16 protein-coding genes are annotated in these 19,863 nt (G+C 35.6%); 8 read left to right on the top strand and 8 right to left on the bottom strand.

Annotation, left to right across the window (positions count from 1 at the left end; all coding sequences use genetic code 11):
* Positions 1 to 17 precede the first annotated feature (17 nt).
* From OMO38_RS12910 to OMO38_RS12920, 3 genes are all read right to left on the bottom strand, one after another.
* Positions 18 to 1,112, bottom strand: coding sequence for an AI-2E family transporter (locus tag OMO38_RS12910; protein WP_264750586.1), 1,095 nt, complete (start codon positions 1,110 to 1,112; stop codon positions 18 to 20).
* Positions 1,112 to 1,846 (bottom strand): beta-carotene 15,15'-monooxygenase, encoded by a 735-nt coding sequence (locus OMO38_RS12915; RefSeq protein ID WP_264750587.1) that lies wholly within the window; start codon positions 1,844 to 1,846, stop codon positions 1,112 to 1,114. Before OMO38_RS12915 ends, OMO38_RS12910 begins: the two co-directional genes overlap by 1 nt.
* A gap of 69 nt (positions 1,847 to 1,915) precedes the next feature.
* Positions 1,916 to 2,638: a hypothetical protein gene (locus tag OMO38_RS12920; protein ID WP_264750588.1), complete on the bottom strand. Its 723-nt coding sequence runs from the start codon at positions 2,636 to 2,638 to the stop codon at positions 1,916 to 1,918.
* A 47-nt stretch (positions 2,639 to 2,685) separates the two neighbouring features.
* Here OMO38_RS12920 and OMO38_RS12925 point away from each other — a divergent pair, with 47 nt between their 5' ends.
* The gene (locus OMO38_RS12925) at positions 2,686 to 3,663 is read left to right on the top strand and encodes an aminodeoxychorismate synthase component I (protein ID WP_264750589.1); all 978 of its coding nucleotides are present in this window, start codon (positions 2,686 to 2,688) and stop codon (positions 3,661 to 3,663) included.
* Positions 3,647 to 4,273 (top strand): aminotransferase class IV, encoded by a 627-nt coding sequence (locus tag OMO38_RS12930; protein WP_264750590.1) that lies wholly within the window; start codon positions 3,647 to 3,649, stop codon positions 4,271 to 4,273. The genes OMO38_RS12925 and OMO38_RS12930 overlap by 17 nt, the downstream gene beginning before the upstream one ends.
* Before the next feature lie 250 nt (positions 4,274 to 4,523).
* Here the strand turns inward: OMO38_RS12930 and menD are convergent, their stop codons facing one another.
* The gene (menD, locus tag OMO38_RS12935; RefSeq protein WP_264750591.1) at positions 4,524 to 6,200 is read right to left on the bottom strand and encodes a 2-succinyl-5-enolpyruvyl-6-hydroxy-3-cyclohexene-1-carboxylic-acid synthase; all 1,677 of its coding nucleotides are present in this window, start codon (positions 6,198 to 6,200) and stop codon (positions 4,524 to 4,526) included.
* Between the two features lie 176 nt (positions 6,201 to 6,376).
* Between menD and OMO38_RS12940 the strand changes: the two genes are divergently transcribed.
* A complete protein-coding gene (locus tag OMO38_RS12940; RefSeq protein ID WP_264750592.1) occupies positions 6,377 to 7,327 on the top strand; it encodes an isopenicillin N synthase family dioxygenase in 951 nt (316 codons plus the stop codon).
* Positions 7,328 to 7,415: 88 nt separating this feature from the next.
* On the opposite strand, the gene OMO38_RS12945 is transcribed toward OMO38_RS12940, so the two are convergent.
* A complete protein-coding gene (locus OMO38_RS12945) occupies positions 7,416 to 8,459 on the bottom strand; it encodes a PA0069 family radical SAM protein (RefSeq protein WP_264750593.1) in 1,044 nt (347 codons plus the stop codon).
* 138 nt (positions 8,460 to 8,597) lie between these two features.
* Entirely contained in the window at positions 8,598 to 8,789 is a 192-nt protein-coding gene (locus OMO38_RS12950; RefSeq protein WP_264750594.1) for a hypothetical protein, read from the bottom strand.
* Between the two features lie 173 nt (positions 8,790 to 8,962).
* On the opposite strand from OMO38_RS12950, the gene OMO38_RS12955 reads away from it, so the two are divergent.
* The gene (locus OMO38_RS12955; protein WP_264750595.1) at positions 8,963 to 9,313 is read left to right on the top strand and encodes a hypothetical protein; all 351 of its coding nucleotides are present in this window, start codon (positions 8,963 to 8,965) and stop codon (positions 9,311 to 9,313) included.
* Between the two features lie 29 nt (positions 9,314 to 9,342).
* Here OMO38_RS12955 and OMO38_RS12960 read toward each other — a convergent pair whose 3' ends face one another.
* Positions 9,343 to 12,027: an AsmA family protein gene (locus OMO38_RS12960; RefSeq protein WP_264750596.1), complete on the bottom strand. Its 2,685-nt coding sequence runs from the start codon at positions 12,025 to 12,027 to the stop codon at positions 9,343 to 9,345.
* 14 nt (positions 12,028 to 12,041) lie between these two features.
* Positions 12,042 to 12,839 (bottom strand): DUF2797 domain-containing protein, encoded by a 798-nt coding sequence (locus OMO38_RS12965; protein WP_264750597.1) that lies wholly within the window; start codon positions 12,837 to 12,839, stop codon positions 12,042 to 12,044.
* A gap of 91 nt (positions 12,840 to 12,930) precedes the next feature.
* Between OMO38_RS12965 and OMO38_RS12970 the strand changes: the two genes are divergently transcribed.
* The 4 genes from OMO38_RS12970 to OMO38_RS12985 all read left to right on the top strand — a co-directional run bounded on the left by OMO38_RS12970 (position 12,931) and on the right by OMO38_RS12985 (position 19,781).
* A complete protein-coding gene (locus OMO38_RS12970; protein ID WP_264750598.1) occupies positions 12,931 to 13,953 on the top strand; it encodes a GDP-mannose 4,6-dehydratase in 1,023 nt (340 codons plus the stop codon).
* A 138-nt stretch (positions 13,954 to 14,091) separates the two neighbouring features.
* The gene (locus tag OMO38_RS12975) at positions 14,092 to 14,313 is read left to right on the top strand and encodes a DUF2795 domain-containing protein (protein WP_034709134.1); all 222 of its coding nucleotides are present in this window, start codon (positions 14,092 to 14,094) and stop codon (positions 14,311 to 14,313) included.
* Positions 14,314 to 14,427: 114 nt separating this feature from the next.
* Entirely contained in the window at positions 14,428 to 17,499 is a 3,072-nt protein-coding gene (gene secA / locus OMO38_RS12980) for a preprotein translocase subunit SecA (RefSeq protein ID WP_264750601.1), read from the top strand.
* Positions 17,500 to 17,651: 152 nt separating this feature from the next.
* The gene (locus OMO38_RS12985) at positions 17,652 to 19,781 is read left to right on the top strand and encodes a TonB-dependent siderophore receptor (protein ID WP_264750602.1); all 2,130 of its coding nucleotides are present in this window, start codon (positions 17,652 to 17,654) and stop codon (positions 19,779 to 19,781) included.
* Positions 19,782 to 19,863 lie beyond the last annotated feature (82 nt).

Genomic DNA, 19,863 nt, shown 5'->3' on the forward strand with positions numbered 1-19,863 from the left:
CCCTGCTCCATTTTATTTTAAACTATTAAATCAATTTTATTTTCCAAATCATCATTTTTTCCCTTCCCCGGAAGTTCAAGTTCAGGGGTATCATCATCAGAAAATTCATTCCTGTAAACCTGAATCAATAGAAGCGTGAAAGACACCAAAATGGGCCCAAATACCAGTCCCATAAATCCGAATAAATTCATCCCCATAATAATCCCAAAAACAGTATTCAAAGGGTGTATATCCTCCAATCTTTTTAACAGTGTAAAACGGAGTACATTATCGGTAAGTCCGACCACAATGACACAGTATGCAGCTAAACCAAGTCCAGGACCAGTCTGTCCTTCTGCAATCATGAATATACAGATCGGAACATAGATAATCGCAGCTCCTACGATCGGAATCATTGATGCAGCGGCAGTTAATGCAAATAACAGAATCGGACTTGGGGCTCCAAAAATGAAATACCCAATCAATGCGATAATTCCCTGTCCAATTGCAACAACAGGAATTCCGATTGCGTTGGCCATAATCAGTTTTCTCATTTTCTCTCCGATCATCGATACGTTTGATCTTTTTAAAGGTGCCGCAGAAGCTAAAATTCTTTCAAATAACCTCGGTCTCTCAAACATAAAATATAGAATGAAGTACATTGACATCACCACAGTAAGCGTGTTAAAAGTTCCACTCAATGCGGTTGTTGAAAAGCGGCCTGCCGTACCTTTCAACTTGCTCATATTTTCTTTGCTAAGTAAATCGATACTCGTCTTTTTGTAGACAAAATCGTGAATTTTATCGATAAACACATTAAACTTAGTCATATAAGCCTGTGCATTTCCCAGCTTTTCAATCAGCAGATCAGCGATAAAATAAATCGGGAGAATAATAATGATCAAACTCGCAAGCATTAGTACGAGCGCAGAAGCCCAGGGTTTCCATTTCCTTTCTTCCTGTAAATAGAAATTGTACTTTCTGCACACCACGTAAATCGTGATTGCCCCCAATACTGATGGGATGAATAGTGCTAAATTGAAGCAAATTAAAGCTGCTAAGATCAGAATAATAGCGAGCAGAGCAATTTGCTTGATAACAACACTGCTGATTTGTTTTTCGTGGTGTGACATTATTTGTAAGTTATTTGTCTTGGTTTACCTAAATATGCGCAATACACCGAGTACATTGCAATATAAACAAATGGATAAGTAAAAACTATACCAATACAACAAAGTAACAGTCCGGAGATTGAAATAAGCGCTGCTAAAATTCCTGTCCCAAGAAAAACGCTGTAATTTTCCTTTGCAATATTGTAGCTTTTCGAAATTGCATCCATCGCAGATGCGTTCTCAAATAGTAAGATAGGATACCCTAAGAGAAATAACGGAAAAACAAAAATTACAGGAATAACACACATTAATGCAGAGATCCACAGAATAATATTGGTAATTAAACTGTACAGTAAAATATTTCCAAAATTCTGTCGGTAACCAATAAACAAATCTGAAAACTCAACAGGAATTTTTGTGTTGAACTTATTAACGATATAAATTAATCCTACATAAAGCGGAGATAACAGAACACTGAGCAAACCGGTAAATGAGTAATACAAGGTCATCCCCGGTTGATTAAAAAGAATTTCTCTGTAAGTATCTTCATCGAAATCTTTAAAATCTTTGTAGCTCATGTAAGAACTAAAACCAGAGAATGACTGTATAATAGAATCTCCGATAATATAAATAATCATCACAACTACAGCGTAAAGGATCACCCCTTTATACATTTCGAAAGCGTGAGAAATGATAGATCCAGTATCTCGGTTTGGTGCCGAACCCTGCTGATCAAATTCGTTAAATTCTGACATGGTGTTTATTTTTTAATGTTTCTCAAATTTAATTTTTTTTGAGAACAAAATTGACAACCATGCCTAAATTTAATTTTCTTCCGTGAAAATGGTTTTATAAAGCGAATAAATCATAGCATTCCAGAAAGGAAAAGTAAATAAAGCACCTACTAAAAACAAAGCAAACCCAACATATTTAAATAAAATGGCAACGAATGTACATGCTAGTATTTCGACAAAATATTTTTTTAAGGCTTTCCAGTTTAATGCGATGCCTTCAAAAATTGTTTTATTCTGAAAGAACATCAGTGGTGCGACGAATAAAGTAACCAACACCCAAACCATCGGCAAGATGATAAAAGGCGAAAGAATATAGCATGTTAAAAACCAAAACATAAAGTAAGATACATATCTAAAGAAATTCAAACCCCGGTAACCTACAAATAAATCTGACAATTCAGTAGGCTCCTTTAAATCTAATTTCCTGTAAATTTGATAGAATCCTAAATTTAAAGGATAAAGAAAAATAATTGTTCCTAAGAAAGCATATGTAAAATATGCCGCGTTCTCCGTCTTACCCAGTTCCTGTGATTTCTCTAAGTATTCTTTAAAACCTTTCTGCAAGGCAATCTCCAGTTCACGGTTAAACTCAAGAATTCCATACATATTCGCGAAGAAAAATATCGCCGAGAAAAATACGGCAAAATAAATGATCGAAAACATCAGCTGGTAAACCAATGTTCGGTTCCAGTAATAAAAAGCCTGTTTTAAAATAAAATCGAGTCCCGGTTTTTGTGGATATTTCTCCTGCATTAAAAATATTTTGTGCAAAAGTAAACATCAATAACTACTTTTGCGGAATGTTTTCGGCAAATCATCAAAAATTTATTGAAATGGACGGGCTTTCACGGCAGAAAGTTCCTTTTTTCTTTATGATAGATTTCCTTGTTGACCAGGTGGAAATTTTTAAAGAAGACGAAATTAAAGAAAAAGGCTTATTAATTGATTTTCAGTCGTTTTCAAACACAAAACAACAGGAAGCATTAAATAAAAAAACAGAATGGAAATCTTTTCCTGAATCTCTGGAAAGCTTTCAAAAGGGCTTCGATCACGTTCAGAAAAATATCCGTCTGGGAAATTCATATCTTACCAATTATACCCGAAAAACAAAAATAGAAACCAATCTGAGTTTAGAAGAAATTTTTCATCATTCTCATGCAAAATACAAGGTTTTATATAAAGATTTTTTCGTATTTTTTTCTCCTGAAACTTTCGTCAAAATAATCAGTGATAAAATTTTCACTTATCCGATGAAAGGTACTATTGATGCATCTTTGGAGAATGCCGCAGAAATTTTGAAGAACGATAAAAAAGAAAAAGCCGAACATTATACCGTTGTTGATTTGCTTAGAAATGATCTCAGCATGGTCGCAGATGATGTGACGGTAGATAAATTTCAATACATTGATTTTCTGAAAACCCGCCAAAAAGATCTTTTTGCGATGAGCTCAGAAATTTCAGGAATTGTAAAAGATGAATTCAAAGGAAAAGTGGGAAGCATAATGCAGAAACTTTTGCCTGCAGGTTCCATCTTAGGTGCGCCAAAACCCAAAACTTTAGAAATTATCCTGGAAGCGGAAGGCTTCGACAGAGGTTTTTATACTGGTGTTTGCGGCTGGTTTGACGGTGAAAACCTCGACAGTTGCGTGATGATTCGTTTTATAGAAAAAGAAGGCGACCAACTGTATTTTAAAAGCGGCGGAGGAATAACGCACATGAGCAAGTTAGAAGACGAGTACGAAGAAATGAAAAATAAAATTTATGTCCCAATTCATTGAAAGCATTAAAGTAGAAGATCAGGAACTGTTCCTGCTGGAATTTCACCAAAAACGTGTCAACGATACTTTTGCCCATTTCGGGAAAGAAGGTTCTATTGATTTGGAAAAAATCTTTAAAAACCTGAATCATGATGAAGATGGTCTGTACAAACTGAGGCTGACTTACGATCTGGATAAAAAATTCAGAACCATGATGATTCCGTACGCAATTCCTGAAATACAGGATTTCCAGTTGGTTGAGAATAATGTCTATGATTATTCATTTAAGTTTGAAGACCGTAAAGAGCTGGAAAAAATGAAGGCGAAGTCTAAAGCTGAGGAAATTATCATCGTAAAAAACAATCACATTACAGATACTTCTTTCTCTAATATCCTTTTCCAAAAAGGTAAAGAATGGTTTACGCCGTCAACTTATCTTTTGAATGGTGTACAAAGACAGTATCTTTTAAAGAAAAAGAAAATTAAGGAGGCAGAAATTACTTTACAAAACATCAAAGAATTCTCTCATTTTCAATTAATTAATGCGCTGAATGACTTTGATGATATGTTTATCTATCCAATCTCGAAGATTACCAATCTTCCGGGGAATAATGATTATTTGGATATGTAACTTTAAAATATTCTTTCGCAGACGATGCGGATTTAGCAGATTTGTGAAATAAACAAATCTGCTTTTTTTATTTAAAAGTCCCGGTTTTATATCAGGCTTGCCTGAAACTTTACTGATTTTTATGATCTCTTATTTTAATTATTATGCTAAAAACCATCACTAGCTTTGCCATTTCGTCGAATTCTAAAGCATCATATTGTCAGCACTTTAACCATTAACAACTAAGCTGTTAGAAGCACAGGCATTCATTTTAATTCTCTTTTAAATAATTAAAATAAGCCTTTAGAACATCAGCATTATTTTTACCATGTGTAAAGACTTCAATAATTTTTGGCTGAACATCCGGTTTGTAAAAGTTATCCAAAACACGGTCAAGCGTTCCGTCATCTTCCACTTTTGTGTATGTGAAACCAAAGTGTTTTGCTAAAAACTCTGCGTTTTTATGATGTTTTGTTGCGATAAATTCATCCAATGTATTCGGATTGGCATTTCCCGGTCCGGGAATGATTTTGAAAATATTTCCTTCACCGTTATTAAAGATCATAATTCTTGTAAAAGGCGGTATATACTGATTCCAAAGTCCGTTAATGTCGTAGAAGAAGCTGAGATCTCCCGTAACCAAAAGAGTTGGATTTTCATTTTTTATGGCAAAACCCATGGCTGTCGAAGTAGATCCGTCGATTCCGCTGGTACCACGGTTGCAGTATATTTTTCTTTTACCAAAATCAAATAACTGCGCATAACGAATCGCCGAACTGTTACTGAAATGTATATTGTAATTCTCCGGGATACTCTGAGAAACTTTATTAAAAAAATAAAAATCTGAGAACTCAATCAAATTCAAAAATTCTGAGTGTTTTTTGTCTTTTTTATCTCTCAAAACGTCCCAAAGATTGTAGTATGGTTTTGGTTCTAAATTAATAAAATGTAGAAGTTTAGAAAAGAAAACTTCAGGTTTTACCTCTACTTTTTGAGTCAGAGCAAAATAGGTATCAGGCTGCCAAACCTCATCCAGATGCCAGTGGGCTTTCGGATGTGCTTTTCTTAAAAACTGTTTTACCCTTTTAGAAACAACATTTTGTCCGACAGTGATGAGCAGATCCGGAGCGTATGTTTTGTAATCTTCCTCTGAAAAATGGGTAATATATCGGTCGATATGTCTGAAAAACTTGTCGTGGTGCAAATTTGAGTTTACTTCACTTAAAACCACAACCGAATGATTTTTCACCAATTGCGTCAGCTGATTCTCAAGTTCGGGGCTGTAATCTCTTGTTCCTACCAAAAGCATAATACGTTGTGAAGTATTCCAGTCGGCAACTAAGTTGGATGGAATTTCGTATTCTTTCTTTTTAATCGTTTTTTCTACTACAGGAAATTTCGGCAACTCTGAAACCAAATCATACAAAGGCTCTTCCAGCGGAATGTTGATATGAACAGGGCCCTGCTTTTCAAAACAAAGTTCAATTGCTTTTTTTATAATTTCTGAATTGATATCTTCCGCATTGTCTTTGCTGTCTTCCAGCAATTCAAAATCGCCGTATGAATGCTGATGAAAAATATCTTTCTGTCTGATGGTTTGTCCGTCAAAAAGATCAACATAATCCGTAGGCCTGTCAGCTGTCAATATCAAAAGCGGAACGTTTGAATAAAACGCTTCTGTTACAGCAGGATAATAATTGGCCGCGGCAGAACCGCTTGTACACGTGATCGCGACAGGTTTTTTCTCACTTATTGCCATTCCAAGAGCTACAAATGCTGCACTTCTTTCATCAACAATACTGTAGCAGTTGAAATCATCCATTTCTGAAAAATGAATTGCCAAAGGAGCATTTCTGGATCCCGGAGATATTACAACGTCTAAAATACTGTATTGCTGAAAAAGATTGGCAAGTACCTGAATACTTCTCTTGGAGGAATATTTTTTCATTTGAAAATTCTATTGATTTTTGAAAGTCAACTGCAATCGCCTTAATTCTACCCGCAATTATTTACGAATTAGGTGTTCGCCGATTCCATGAGACAAATTTAGTTTATAATTAATTAATTGTAAAAACATTTAAGTCAAAAAAACTGTAAATTAGCGCCACGTAAAATTTCTATAAAATGGATAAAATACCTAGTGTAGACCTGCGTGATTTCCTTTCGGGTGACCCGGAACGCAAACAGAAATTTGTAAATGAAATCGGAAAAGCTTACGAAGAAATTGGTTTTGTTGCCTTAAAAGGACATTTCCTTGATGACCAACTCGTAGACGATCTTTATGGAGAAGTAAAAAACTTCTTCGAACTTCCCAAAGAAACCAAACAGAAGTATGAAATCCCCGGAATCGGAGGACAGCGTGGCTATGTAGGTTTCGGAAAAGAAACAGCAAAAGGATTTAAAAAAGGTGATTTGAAAGAATTTTGGCATTTCGGACAGTATGTGTCGGATGACTCAAAATACAAAAGCCAATATCCTGACAATGTCATCGTAGACGAGCTTCCAAAGTTCAATGAAGTCGGTAAAGAAACTTACCAAATGCTTGAGAAAACCGGAAAATACGTTTTGAGGGCTTTAGCATTATATCTTGGTTTGGATGAATTTTATTTTGATGATAAAATTACTGAAGGCAACTCCATTTTGAGACCTATCCATTATCCGCCAATCACCCAAGAGCCTGATGATGCAGTAAGAGCTGCTGCTCATGGAGACATTAACCTGATTACACTTTTGATGGGTTCCCAGGGAAAAGGTCTTCAGGTTCAAAACCATAAAGGTGAATGGATTGATGCGATTGCAGAACCGGACGAACTGATGATCAACGTTGGAGATATGCTTTCGAGACACACCAACAATAAATTAAAATCTACGATTCACCGAGTGGTTAATCCACCAAGAGAATTGTGGGGAACTTCAAGATATTCTATCCCTTTCTTTATGCATCCGGTGAGTGAAATGTCGCTGAATGCCTTAGAAAATTGTGTAGACGAAAATCATCCTAAACTGTATGAAGATACGACCGCAGGAGAATTTTTACACGAAAGATTAATTGAACTGGGATTAATTAAAAAATAATTTTAAAACCGAACGTTGAGTTCGGTTTTTTTTGTGAAATTTTCTGTGCAAATCTGTGCGATCTGCGGGAAATATTATAAACCAACTCTTAAAACAACCTCAGCTGCTGCTCCCTGGTTCCTGTAAAACCATCGGTCGAAAGTTTTGGAAATTCTTTTCCTTCAAAAAATTTCTTTTTACCGATTTTAAAAGTATTGTGAATCATTTCGGCTATATTTCCCTCACCTTTCTGTCTGTCAAAATATTTTTTTTCACCTAATTTCCCACCCCGCATTGATCGAATAAGGTTCAGAACTTTTTGCGCTCTGTTTGGAAAGGCATCTTCAATCCACTTTACAAAAACAGGTTCTACGCTGTCATTCAGTCTCACCAAAGTATAGCCAAAACTCTGAGCTCCCGCATCAGCAATAGCTTTTAAAATTGCTAATGGCTCATTACTGTTCAATCCCGGAATAATTGGCGCTACCATAACATGAGTTGGAATTCCGCTTTGGGAAAGAACTTCTACAGCTTTCAGTTTATTGTGCGAAGAACTCGTTCGTGGCTCCATTTTTCTCCGTAACTCTTCGTTAATTGTGGGAATGCTTAATGAGACAGAAACGAGATTTTGTTCGGCCATCGGTTTAAGAATATCTAAATCTCTTAATACCAACGCATTTTTTGTAAGAACATTCACAGGATGTCTGTAATCGAGACAAACCTGCAGCAGCTGCCTTGTAATCTCAAACTGTCTTTCTGCAGGCTGATAACAGTCTGTGTTTCCGGAAAGTAAAATTGGTTCAGGTTGGTAGCCTTTCTTTCTGAAAAATTTCTCCAGTAATTCAGGAGCATTTTTTTTGACCATAATTTTTCTTTCAAAATCAATTCCTGCACTGTAACCCCAATATTCATGCGTCGGTCTTGCAAAACAGTAGGAACATCCGTGCTCACAACCCTGATATGGATTCATAGAATATTGCATGGGCAGATCAGCGCTTTTTACTTGATTTACAATACTTTTCGGAAACACCTCTGTGAAGGAAGTTTTTATAAGTTCGAAATCTTCATCCTCAGGTTCAAAGGTAAACCGGTCGAAACGGTTAATTACATTTCGCTGTGCACCCTGTCCTTTTATGATATTTTCGTTCTGCATTTCTCATGTAAAATTATACACCTTTCACTGAAAAATAATGAGTTTTAAGATAAAAGTTTTCCACAAAAAAAATCCAACACCAAAAAATTGGATGCTGGATTTTCTTTAAATTTATATCTTCTATTACTGATTCATATTTTATTTGAAAGCATAGAATTCTATTCCATGATCATCGTCTTCAGAATTTTTATCGAAGTGTCTGTGATGATCAGAATAATATTCGCTATATCTCTTATGCTTCTTACTTAATATTTTTTTTACGCTTAAAAAGCTAAGCACCGCCAGGAGACCAACTCCTCCCGCAAGTAAAACTCCTACTTCTTTTTTCATATTTAGTATAATTTTGTAATGAGTTCTATCAAATAGTATACCTTTTTTCACTGCGTAATTATAAATTTCGTTAACATTTCATCTATTCTGTGCTACCACATTTGTAGCAGTCTCAGGTATGGTTTAAAAATTGTACTATTGTCATAAACTAACACTAAATAAAAATAATTATTATGGAAAATCCAGACAACAGGGACAGAATGACCACCCTAAGCCAGGTGATGGAAAGACTGAGAGAAAGAGGAATTCACAGAGAATTTAGAATGAACGAAGCCTGTGAAATGAAATATGAAGATTCAGAAAAAAATTATCAGCCTGACGAACTGACTATTTTAAAAACTTACCGTTTTGAGGGAGACAGCAATCCGGATGACAGTGCTGTACTATACGTACTCGAAGATAATTCAGGAAATAAAGGTATCATTATCGATTCTTATGGTGCAGAAAGCAACTATCCCGGCCATGAATTCGACACCTTCTTGAGAGACATTCCTATCAATGAGAGTGATGAGTATAACTTTTAGATTTATTCCATACAAATACAGTCCCGCAACTACTTGGTTTCGGGATTTTCTTTTTTATTGAAAACTTTTCTAAAGATTCCCTTCTTCTCCTTTGGCTTTTCCGCTGGTGATTTTTGATCAGAACTTACTGCTTTGGAAATATCTTTTTCAGCCTCTTTCACAGATGCCTTTGCCTCATTTACAGTAGTTTTTACATCTCTCACTGCTTCCTTAGTTTTTTCAACGGTCTTTTTAGTTTTATCAACATCAATTCCGATAAGCGTTTTCTTCAGACCATCTTCAATCCCTTTCCAGAAAAGATTAAAGAATGATTTCGTGGGATCTCTTTCTACATCTTCCACAACAACTGACTCGGGAAATTTTCCGGAATCTGATTTCACGAAAATATTAACCACCGCGCTCAAAACCCCTTTTTTCTTCTTACTGTCTTTATCTAATATGGAGACCTTTAAATCTTTATGTTTAATATTAAAAGTTCCGCCAATCCCTTTAGGATTTCCCTTAAAATTAAACAGCATCTCCTGAATCGTTCCCGTCGCTGTAACACTCATGTACGGAACCACAAAAGCATTCAGCGCAACCGCCGGAATATTGTTAAGCTTTCCCGCAATAGTAAAACGGTCACTTTGATCTGCCGTATTGAAGCCCCAATTGACAGAAAGCAGCGAAGTTTCCATAAAAGTACAGTTGATTTTAATATCAACCTGGGTAGGTTTGCCTTTCATTTTGGCAGAATTCAGGTTTTTAACGTTCATATTAAAATTAGTAAACGTCAGTTTTCCTGGACCGCTGCTCTTCGGCGTATCTTCTTCATATTCTAAAACTGAATTTTTCAGCTGAAGCTGATCGATAAACATTGGAAGTTTTATCGTCCTTAAAAGTCTTGAGTATAACAATTTTTCTTTAGGATCGTCAGCCGGAATTTTACTTCTGAAAATATTGGCATTGGCAGATAAAACAGATACATTCGTTGCATGAAGAAATTGATTATCTGAGAAAAAATCCCACTCTCCCACTACATTAACCTGATTCGCTTTGAGATCATATAAATCGCTTTCCACCGGAATCATTCTGATAAACTGCGCTCTTGAAACAAGAGGTTTCATGGCAAACTGATCCAGTTTTATTTTGTTTTTACCGACTGACAACGCGGCTACGGTCATATTGTAAAATTTCGTTCTGTATGCAAAATTTCTGGTGGTCAGGTTATAATCTTTCACTTTAACCGCCAAACCTCCATTTTTTGGTTTCTCGGTGAGTTCAATATCTTTTATTGTTGCATTCAGATTTTGAAATTGCAGAGGCTGATTTTTTGAATCATACGTCAAATTAGAATTTTTCAAAGTAACATTTCTGACCAATACTGGAAACTGTATTCCGTTAAAATTTGATTTCTTTGTAGATTTTATGGTTCCTGCTGTGACTGTTCCGTTAACCTGATTTACCAGGACGTCTTTTACATCCAGATTGAGTTTTTTGTCTACAATTTCCCATTTATTAATATTAAAAACAATTTGATTGGCTGTAAGGTTCATTGTTGTTTTCCCAGAGCCAACCTGCTTAGGAATCACCGAAATGTTTCTGATATCGCCTTTCTTGGGACTCAAAGAAAAAGTGCCAATATTCATGTCCTGATGATTGGAAAACTGAATGTCTTTTCCTGAAAAGCTGAAATCTTTATACCGTAAAGGAATCATTTCCGCAGAAGTCTCTTTGTTAAATTCAATATTTTTGATATTTAGATTGACATCTTTAGCAAATAGCATTTTGTTTCCATCTGGCTTATTAACCTGAATAAGTGCATTATTCAATTTAAAATTGCCTAAATTTAATTCAAAATTAAGCGGTTTTTTAACTTTATCAGGAATGGCATCGGTTGTATAAATTAAAATATTGGGATTCTGAAAACTTGCATTGGTCAAAGAAACTGTATTATCCTTCAAAACAACATCTCTAAAATCAATCTTCTGTATTGAAGCCGTGATCAGTTGCTTTTTCTTTGGATAGGTCTTTTTAAAATTGTCAAAATCAATGATGGGCGCCAGGTGAAGATTGTTGACAGAAACCTGTCCATTGGCAGTTGTAATTTTTTGAACCTTTAAAGTATAAATTTCATCAGGCTGAAAGAAAATATCTTTTCCTTTAATGCTGTAGTGATCGAATGTAACAGGAAGTTTGTTTTCCACAGTGTCTTCCGTTAACTGAAGGTTTTCGACCATCAGATCCAAATCATTTACACCTAAAAGTTTTTGCTTGGTATGTTTAAAAACCTGAATGGTTCCGTTGTTGATTCTGATATTTTCAAAGCTTACCGGATTTGTTTTCTTATCCTTTTTTTTGTCTTTAGGTTTTGCTAAAACAATATTCAAATTGGGTTTTGCCAGATAAATATCTGATGTACTGATTGTTTTATTGAAAACCGCATCATAAATCCCAAAACGGCTTACTTTCAAAGTATCAATTGTCCCTTGAAAACCCATCACATTAACATTCTGAGGATTTTTATTATTGACCGTAATACCAGTTGCAAAAATATTTCCGGTTCCTAAATCAACTCCCAAAGATTTGTAGGAAATCTGATAGTCTGTATTTTTTTTAATATAATCAGGAAGCTGGGTTTTGAGCCAGATATTGATTGCTAAGTTGGCAATCAGAATAAGCCCGAAAAAAATTCCAAGACCTATTAAAAGCTTTCTAACCCAGGGTTTTTTCATTTTTAATTTTTATATTATTTCCTTACATCGAGCTCAATCACATAACCTTCATGCCCTCTCACATTTATAAAATTTCCACCTTCAAACGCTAAATACTGACCTTTAATTCCAACAAGTCTACCTGTAAAATCAGGCTTTTTATCTAAAGTAAAAGAAGTTACTTTTTCCGGCTTTGAAAACGGATAATCAAACTTCCACATATCTTCTCCTTCCGAATAGAATTTCTGGAAGTCCTCAGGGAAATATTCTCTTATTTTCTGCTGGAAATCCGCCAAATCTACCTCATCTTCAAAATCATCCTGCAGCATTTTTCTCCAGTTGGTTTTGTCGGCAAGATGTTCTTTTAAAGCAACTTCTATCATTCCCGCCTCGTAGCGGTTTTCAGTTCGCGCAATCGGTAAAGCAAATGTTGCGCCCTGATCAATCCATCGTGTCGGAATCTGTGTATTTCTTGTCACCCCTACTTTCACATCACCCGTGTATGCAAGATATACGGTATGCGGCTGCAATTGGATTTGTTTTTCCACATCAAGATCCCGCTCCACAATTCCCAAATGAGCAGTAGAAAGCTCCGGACGAATTATCGTATCACTGGCGTAAGGACTTTCAAAAAAACAGCTTTTGCAGAAGCCCATGCGGTAAATTGTTTTATCTAATCCACAATGTACACATTGATAACCTGTATGCTTAATGCTCAATTCTTTTCCCAACAATTCATTCATATGAATTAAATCTCCTGAAAGATTGAGATAATATTGAATAGGCTGATCATTAAAACTCGTCATTTTTAAAATTTGTCCCTGAAACTGCATAATATGATTGTATTACTTTTGAGAAGTAAATGTAATCAAATAATATTTTCAAAACTTAAATTAATACTTTTGCAATACTAAAAACTCAACGATGACATATCTCGTAACAGGAGGAAGCGGATTTATTGGTTCTCACTTGGTGGAAGAATTACTTAAACACGGACATTCTGTCATAAACATTGACAATTTTGATGATTTCTATGATTATAAAGTTAAGATTAAAAATACTTTAGATTCAGTTGGAAAAAATATTGATTTTGAATTTTCCGACAAGCAGAACGATATTGAAAATTTGATCTCCATTTCAAAATCAGAACGTTACACGTTATATTATCAGGATATCAGAGATAAAAAAGGACTGGAAGCAATATTGAACAATCATCACATTGATCTTATAATCCATTTAGCCGCACTTGCAGGAGTGAGACCTTCTATTGAGAGACCTTTAGAATACGAGGAAGTTAACGTTCGCGGAACGATGAATCTCTGGGAACTCTGCAATCAGTTTGGAATTAAAAAATTCGTCTGTGCGTCGTCATCCAGTGTATATGGCAATAATGAGAAAATTCCGTTTTCAGAATCAGACAATGTAGATCAACCCATTTCACCGTATGCTGCGACCAAAAAATGTGGTGAGATCTTAGGTCATGTGTATCACAGTCTTTATGATATAGATATGATTCAGCTGAGATTTTTCACTGTGTACGGACCTAGACAAAGACCTGATTTAGCGATACATAAATTCACGAAATTAATATCCGAAGATCAGGAAATACCTTTCTACGGTGACGGAGACACAGCAAGAGACTATACCTATATTGACGACATCATTGATGGAATTTTGAAATCAATTCACTATTTAGAAAATAATTCAAAGATTTATGAAATTATAAATCTCGGTGAAAGCGAAGTCATTAATCTTTCTGAAATGTTGTCAGTTATTGAAAAAAATCTTGACAAAATTGCCACAAAAAAAATACTGCCACTACAACAGGGCGACGTGCAGAAAACCAACGCTGACATTACAAAAGCGCGAAATTTAATCGGGTACAAACCAACCACAAACTTCCAAAATGGCACAAAAAAATTTGTGGAATGGTTTTTGAGAAAATGACATCAATCTACCGCAATAACGCTTACTGAAGCATTTGCAGTAAACATAGACGAAATTTAATAAAAGAATTGAAAATCAAGTCATAAAAAAAGTTTATAATATAACCTATTTTTATACTTTTGCAAAAAATAATAAATTATGTACTGGACATTAGAATTAGCTTCATACTTAAGCGACGCACCTTGGCCGATGACAAAGGCAGAACTTATCGACTACGCAATCAGAACTGGTGCACCAATGGAAGTTGTAGAAAACCTTCAGGCTATTGAAGACGAAGGTGAAGTATATGACGCTATTGATGAAATCTGGAGCGACTATCCTACCGACGAAGATTATCTTTGGAACGAGGACGAATACTAATAAAAGCATTAGGCTTTAGGCAACACGCTTAAAGCTTTTTCAATAATAACATACACCATCGAGTGTAATTTTAATATGCTTGAAACCTGAGGTTTTGAGCTTAAAACAAATTCTATGAGTTTTTTAAATAAAGTTCTTAAAGGGTTTTTGGGAGACAAAAAAGCGCAGGACCTTAAGGAAGTAAAAAAAGTTGTAACCAAAATCAAAGCTGTTGAACCAAACATCGGAGAATTATCTGATGACGGTTTGAGAGAAAAGACCGCTGAATTTAAATCTAAAATTAAAGAGGCGACCAGTACGATTACAACTCAGATAGAACAAATTAAAGAGCAGATCAAAAACTCAAAAAATGTTGATGAGAAAGAAGCTCTATTCTCTAAGATAGAAGCTTTGAAAAAAGATTCTTACGAGATTGAAGAAAAAGTTCTACTTCAGGTTCTTCCGGAAGCTTTTGCGTTGATCAAAGAAACGTCAAGAAGATGGGCTCAAAACGGAGAAATCCGTGTGACAGCTACAGCTTGGGACAAAGAACTTGCTGCAACTAAAGATTTCGTTGAAATTCAGGGAAATGAAGCAGTTTGGAAAAACTCATGGGACGCTGCAGGAACACATGTAAATTGGGACATGGTACATTATGACACTCAGTTTATTGGTGGTGTCATTCTACACAGCGGTAAAATTGCCGAAATGGCAACCGGTGAAGGTAAAACTTTGGTAGGAACACTTCCAATTTACCTGAACGCACTTCCTGAAAGAGGGGTACACGTGGTAACGGTGAATGACTATTTGGCAAAACGTGACTCGGCGTGGATGGGACCATTGTACCAATTCCACGGAATGTCTATTGACTGTATCGATAATCACCAGCCTAACTCAGACGGAAGAAGAAAGGCATACAACTCAGACATTACATACGGAACCAATAATGAATTCGGTTTCGATTATTTGAGAGATAATATGGTGGCTTCACCTACAGAATTGGTGCAGAGAGAATTAAACTTTGCCATTGTGGATGAGGTTGACTCTGTATTGGTGGATGATGCAAGAACGCCATTGATTATTTCAGGTCCGGTTCCTCAGGGAGACAGACAGGAATTTGATGTTCTTAAACCTTCTATCGACAGAATTGTTGAAGTTCAGAAAAAAACAGTTTCTGGAATCTTTAATGAAGCTAAAAAATTAATCGCTGCCGGAAATACTAAAGAAGGCGGATTCAAATTACTTCAGGCTTACAGAGGTTTACCAAAAAACAGACAGTTAATTAAATTCTTATCTGAAAGCGGAAACAGAGCATTACTACAGAAAGTGGAAGCTCAGTATATGCAGGATAACAACCGTGATATGCCAATCGTTGATAAAGATTTATATTTCGTTATCGAAGAGAAAAACAATCAGGTTGATTTGACGGATAAAGGCGTTGAATACATGTCTCAAGGAAACTCAGACAACAATTTCTTCGTACTTCCGGATATCGGGACTGAAATCGCAGAAGTTGAAGCTAAAAATTTATCTAAAGAAGAAGAATTTGAAGCTAAAGAAAAACTGTTCTCTGATTTTGCTGAAAAATCTGAGCGTGTTCATACAATGAGTCAACTATTAAAAGCGTATACATTGTTTGAAAAAGATGATGAATATGTTGTCATTGATGGCGAAGTGAAAATCGTTGATGAGCAGACAGGTCGTATCATGGAAGGAAGACGTTACTCAGACGGTCTTCACCAGGCAATTGAAGCTAAAGAAAGCGTAAAAATCGAAGCAGCTACACAGACTTTTGCTACCGTTACTCTTCAGAACTACTTCCGTATGTACAACAAACTTGCGGGAATGACGGGTACTGCAGAAACTGAAGCTGGAGAACTTTGGCAGATTTACAAATTAGACGTTGTGGTAATTCCTACCAACCGTCCGATTCAAAGACATGACAGACAGGATTTGGTTTTCAAAACCAACAGAGAAAAATATAACGCTGTAATTGAAGAAATTGAGAACTTAACATCTGCGGGAAGACCAGTATTGGTAGGTACGACTTCTGTTGAGATTTCACAATTGCTTTCAAAAGCGCTTCAGTTAAGAAAAATTCAGCACCAGGTGTTGAATGCGAAACTTCACAAGAAAGAAGCGGAAATCGTTGCCGGAGCGGGTCAGCCAGGAGTTGTAACCATTGCAACCAACATGGCAGGTCGTGGTACCGATATTAAGCTTACTAAAGAAGTAAAAGAGTCAGGTGGTTTAGCGATCATCGGAACAGAAAGACACGATTCAAGACGTGTTGACAGACAGTTGAGAGGTAGAGCGGGACGTCAGGGAGATCCTGGTAGTTCACAGTTCTATGTTTCTTTAGAAGATAACTTAATGCGTTTATTCGGGTCTGAAAGAATTGCTAAAATGATGGACAGAATGGGTCATAAAGATGGCGAAGTAATTCAGCATTCTATGATTTCTAAATCTATCGAAAGAGCTCAGAAAAAAGTGGAAGAAAACAACTTCGGAACAAGAAAGAGACTTCTTGAGTACGATGATGTAATGAACAAACAGCGTGACGTAATCTACAAGAGAAGAAAGAATGCATTATTCGGAGATCACCTGAAGTATGATATCACCAATATGATTTTTGATGTTGCCAATTCTATTGTAGCGAAAGGAAAAGCAACTGGAAACTATAAAGATTTTGAATTCGAAGTCATTAAAAACTTCACAATGGAATCTCCGGTTTCTGAAAATGATTTTAAATCTAAACAGATTCCTGAACTTACAGATCTTCTTTTTAAAGCAGCTCAGGCTGACTATGACATGAAGCTGAATCTTCTGAAAGAAAAATCATTCCCGATTATTGAGAATGTTTATCAGAACCAGGGCTCAATGTTTAAAATGATTCAGGTTCCTTTCACAGACGGAGTTAAAACTTTAACCATCGTTACCGATCTGAAAGAAGCTCACGACACGAACTGTGACAGTTTGATCAATGATTTCGAGAAGAATATAACATTATCAATCATCGATGAGAACTGGAAACTTCACCTTCGTGAAATGGATGATTTAAGAAAATCTTCTCAGGGTGCTGTTTACGAACAGAAAGATCCATTGGTAATCTACAAGCAGGAATCTTTCCACTTGTTTAGCGAAATGGTAGACAAAATGAATAAAGAAATTATTTCATTCTTGTACAGAGGAGAAATTCCTGCATAAGAAATATTACAGATATGATAAAAAACCGCTTCTTTTGGAGCGGTTTTTTTGTTATTCATTGAATAGTACTTTGGCAATAACATGACAAATGTCAATTTTAGCGTTTTATTTAGAATAATTAAAAACAATATATTTGCAAAAAATTATTCTTCATGAGAAAACTATTGGTTTGCGCTTCGTTGCTAGGTTCAATGATAACGTTTGCACAGGAAAGTGATACTATAAAATCTAACGAAATTGATGAGGTAGTTGTCACCGGATACATAACAAAAGACAGTCAATCGGCAAACAAAATGCCACTAAAAGATATTGAAAATCCTCAAGTTTATAATACTGTAAATAAAAACGTAATTAAAGAGCAAGTTGTTACTAACTTTAATGACGCTCTTAAAAACATCACTGGTATTGCAAGACTTTGGGAATCTACTGGAAGGGGAAATGACGGAGGAGAATATTATTCGATGAGAGGTTTTTCTTTACAGCCAAATCTTATCAATGGAATGCCTGCTTTCAACAACGGAACTTTAGATCCAGCAGGAATTGAAGTGATTGAAGCTATAAAAGGTCCTTCGGGAACACTTTATGGAGGTAGTGTAATTTCTTATGGTGGATTATTAAACGTTGTTACTAAAAAGCCATATAATCATTTTGGAGGTGAAGTAGGATACGTTACGGGTACTTATGGCCTAAATAGAGTTAGTGCAGATGTAAACACGCCAGTAGGTAAAAATCTGTATGCAAGAGTTAATGCAGCATACCAAAAGCAAAACTCATTTCAGGATGCAGGTTACAGCGAATCTATCTACGTGAATCCATCTATTAAGTATGTTGTAAATAACAGATTGACTTTCTTTGTAAATACTGAAATCAAGAAGTCTGACGCAGCTAATGCACCTATGATTTTCTTAAGCAGATACAGTCCGCTTTCTTTTAATTCTATTGATTTATTTGAGCAGAATTATAAAAATTCTTACACTTCAAACGACTTAAGCATAAAGAATTCTTCATTTAATATCCAAGCTCAGGCTCAGTATAAAATTTCAGATAACTGGACTTCAAGCACTATCGTTTCAAGGGGAAATACAAAAACTGATGGATACAATCATTATTTGTGGGATTCTTCAAACGGAAATGAATTTACGAGATTTATTTCAAAGCTAGGTGGAGAAACCAACACAACAGCAATTCAACAAAATTTTGTAGGAAACTTCAATATTGGAAGTGTGAAAAATAAACTTCTATTTGGTTTAGATTATTTCCAGAGAGAATTTTTACTCGGTGGAACAGGTTGGGCCGGATTTGGAACCATCTCATTGGTTAATCAATCAGACACCAATGCAGGCATGCTAAACAAAGGTGCTGTAGATAATGCTTTGGCAACAACTTCTCAAGCAATAGGAAGTATGGAAACTAAAATTTACAGCGCATATGTTTCAGATGTTGTTAATATTCTTCCTAATTTATCTGCAATGCTAAGCCTCCGAATGGATCACTTTACTGGGAATCCAACAGCTTATGCAGTAGAAAAATCTAAAAACACAACAACATTTTCTCCAAAATTAGGTTTGGTTTATCAGCCAATTCAAGACAAACTTTCCATCTTTGCGAATTACATGAATGGTTTCCAAAATGTTGAACCTGTAGAAAACACAGATCTAAATGGAAATAAATCATTTGTATATTTTGATCCTGAACATGCCAATCAATGGGAGGTTGGAACTAAAGCCAGTTTGATTAAAGATAAATTATCCATTACTGCAAGTTATTACAACATTTTAGTAAAAGATAAGGTAATGGCTGACCCTACCAATCCTTTGGCGAGCATTCAAGGAGGTGAGGTAGAAAGTAAAGGCTTTGAAATTAGCGTAGTTGGAAGTCCTGTTGTAGGATTAAATGTAATCGCAGGTTTCAGCCAAAACATCAGTGAAGTTACTGTAGGAGATCCTACTTACGTTGGATACCGCCCTGAAGAGGCAGGTCCGAGAAATATATTCAACTTCTGGGCAAACTATAAAGTTCAAGATGGTGTATTAAGAAATGTAGGAATAGGTTTCGGAGCAAACTCTGCTAGTAATCTTTACACATTAAACAGAGCAGGTATTGGAACATTCACTATTCCAAGTTATGCAATTTTTAATACTGCTCTTTCTTATAATGAAGATAAATATAGTGTCATCTTAAAACTTGATAATATTGCAAATAAGAAATATTATTCTGGCTGGTCTACGGTAACACCTCAGAGATTAAGAACTCTTTCTTTAAGTTTAAACTATAAATTCTAATCCAGAATATACATTAAAATCATCTGCCAAACTGCAAGAGTAGTTTGGCAGATTTGTTTAGATTAAGTTCTTACCAACCGTT

The sequence above is a fragment of the Chryseobacterium kimseyorum genome, from assembly GCF_025971945.1.
Classification (GTDB): Bacteria; Bacteroidota; Bacteroidia; order Flavobacteriales; family Weeksellaceae; genus Chryseobacterium; species Chryseobacterium kimseyorum.

What these genes read in the sequence shown, in the direction of transcription:
- OMO38_RS12910 (WP_264750586.1), bottom strand. Translation starts at nt 1,112, where the DNA reads ATGTCACACCACGAAAAACAAATCAGCAGTGTTGTTATCAAGCAAATT.
- menD (WP_264750591.1), bottom strand. Translation starts at nt 6,200, where the DNA reads ATGAAAAAATATTCCTCCAAGAGAAGTATTCAGGTACTTGCCAATCTT.
- OMO38_RS12975 (WP_034709134.1), top strand. Translation starts at nt 14,092, where the DNA reads ATGTACTGGACATTAGAATTAGCTTCATACTTAAGCGACGCACCTTGG.
- OMO38_RS12940 (WP_264750592.1), top strand. Translation starts at nt 6,377, where the DNA reads ATGGATAAAATACCTAGTGTAGACCTGCGTGATTTCCTTTCGGGTGAC.
- OMO38_RS12945 (WP_264750593.1), bottom strand. Translation starts at nt 8,459, where the DNA reads ATGCAGAACGAAAATATCATAAAAGGACAGGGTGCACAGCGAAATGTA.
- secA (WP_264750601.1), top strand. Translation starts at nt 14,428, where the DNA reads ATGAGTTTTTTAAATAAAGTTCTTAAAGGGTTTTTGGGAGACAAAAAA.
- OMO38_RS12950 (WP_264750594.1), bottom strand. Translation starts at nt 8,789, where the DNA reads ATGAAAAAAGAAGTAGGAGTTTTACTTGCGGGAGGAGTTGGTCTCCTG.
- OMO38_RS12920 (WP_264750588.1), bottom strand. Translation starts at nt 2,638, where the DNA reads ATGCAGGAGAAATATCCACAAAAACCGGGACTCGATTTTATTTTAAAA.
- OMO38_RS12985 (WP_264750602.1), top strand. Translation starts at nt 17,652, where the DNA reads ATGAGAAAACTATTGGTTTGCGCTTCGTTGCTAGGTTCAATGATAACG.
- OMO38_RS12915 (WP_264750587.1), bottom strand. Translation starts at nt 1,846, where the DNA reads ATGTCAGAATTTAACGAATTTGATCAGCAGGGTTCGGCACCAAACCGA.
- OMO38_RS12960 (WP_264750596.1), bottom strand. Translation starts at nt 12,027, where the DNA reads ATGAAAAAACCCTGGGTTAGAAAGCTTTTAATAGGTCTTGGAATTTTT.
- OMO38_RS12970 (WP_264750598.1), top strand. Translation starts at nt 12,931, where the DNA reads ATGACATATCTCGTAACAGGAGGAAGCGGATTTATTGGTTCTCACTTG.
- OMO38_RS12965 (WP_264750597.1), bottom strand. Translation starts at nt 12,839, where the DNA reads ATGCAGTTTCAGGGACAAATTTTAAAAATGACGAGTTTTAATGATCAG.
- OMO38_RS12955 (WP_264750595.1), top strand. Translation starts at nt 8,963, where the DNA reads ATGGAAAATCCAGACAACAGGGACAGAATGACCACCCTAAGCCAGGTG.
- OMO38_RS12925 (WP_264750589.1), top strand. Translation starts at nt 2,686, where the DNA reads ATGTTTTCGGCAAATCATCAAAAATTTATTGAAATGGACGGGCTTTCA.
- OMO38_RS12930 (WP_264750590.1), top strand. Translation starts at nt 3,647, where the DNA reads ATGTCCCAATTCATTGAAAGCATTAAAGTAGAAGATCAGGAACTGTTC.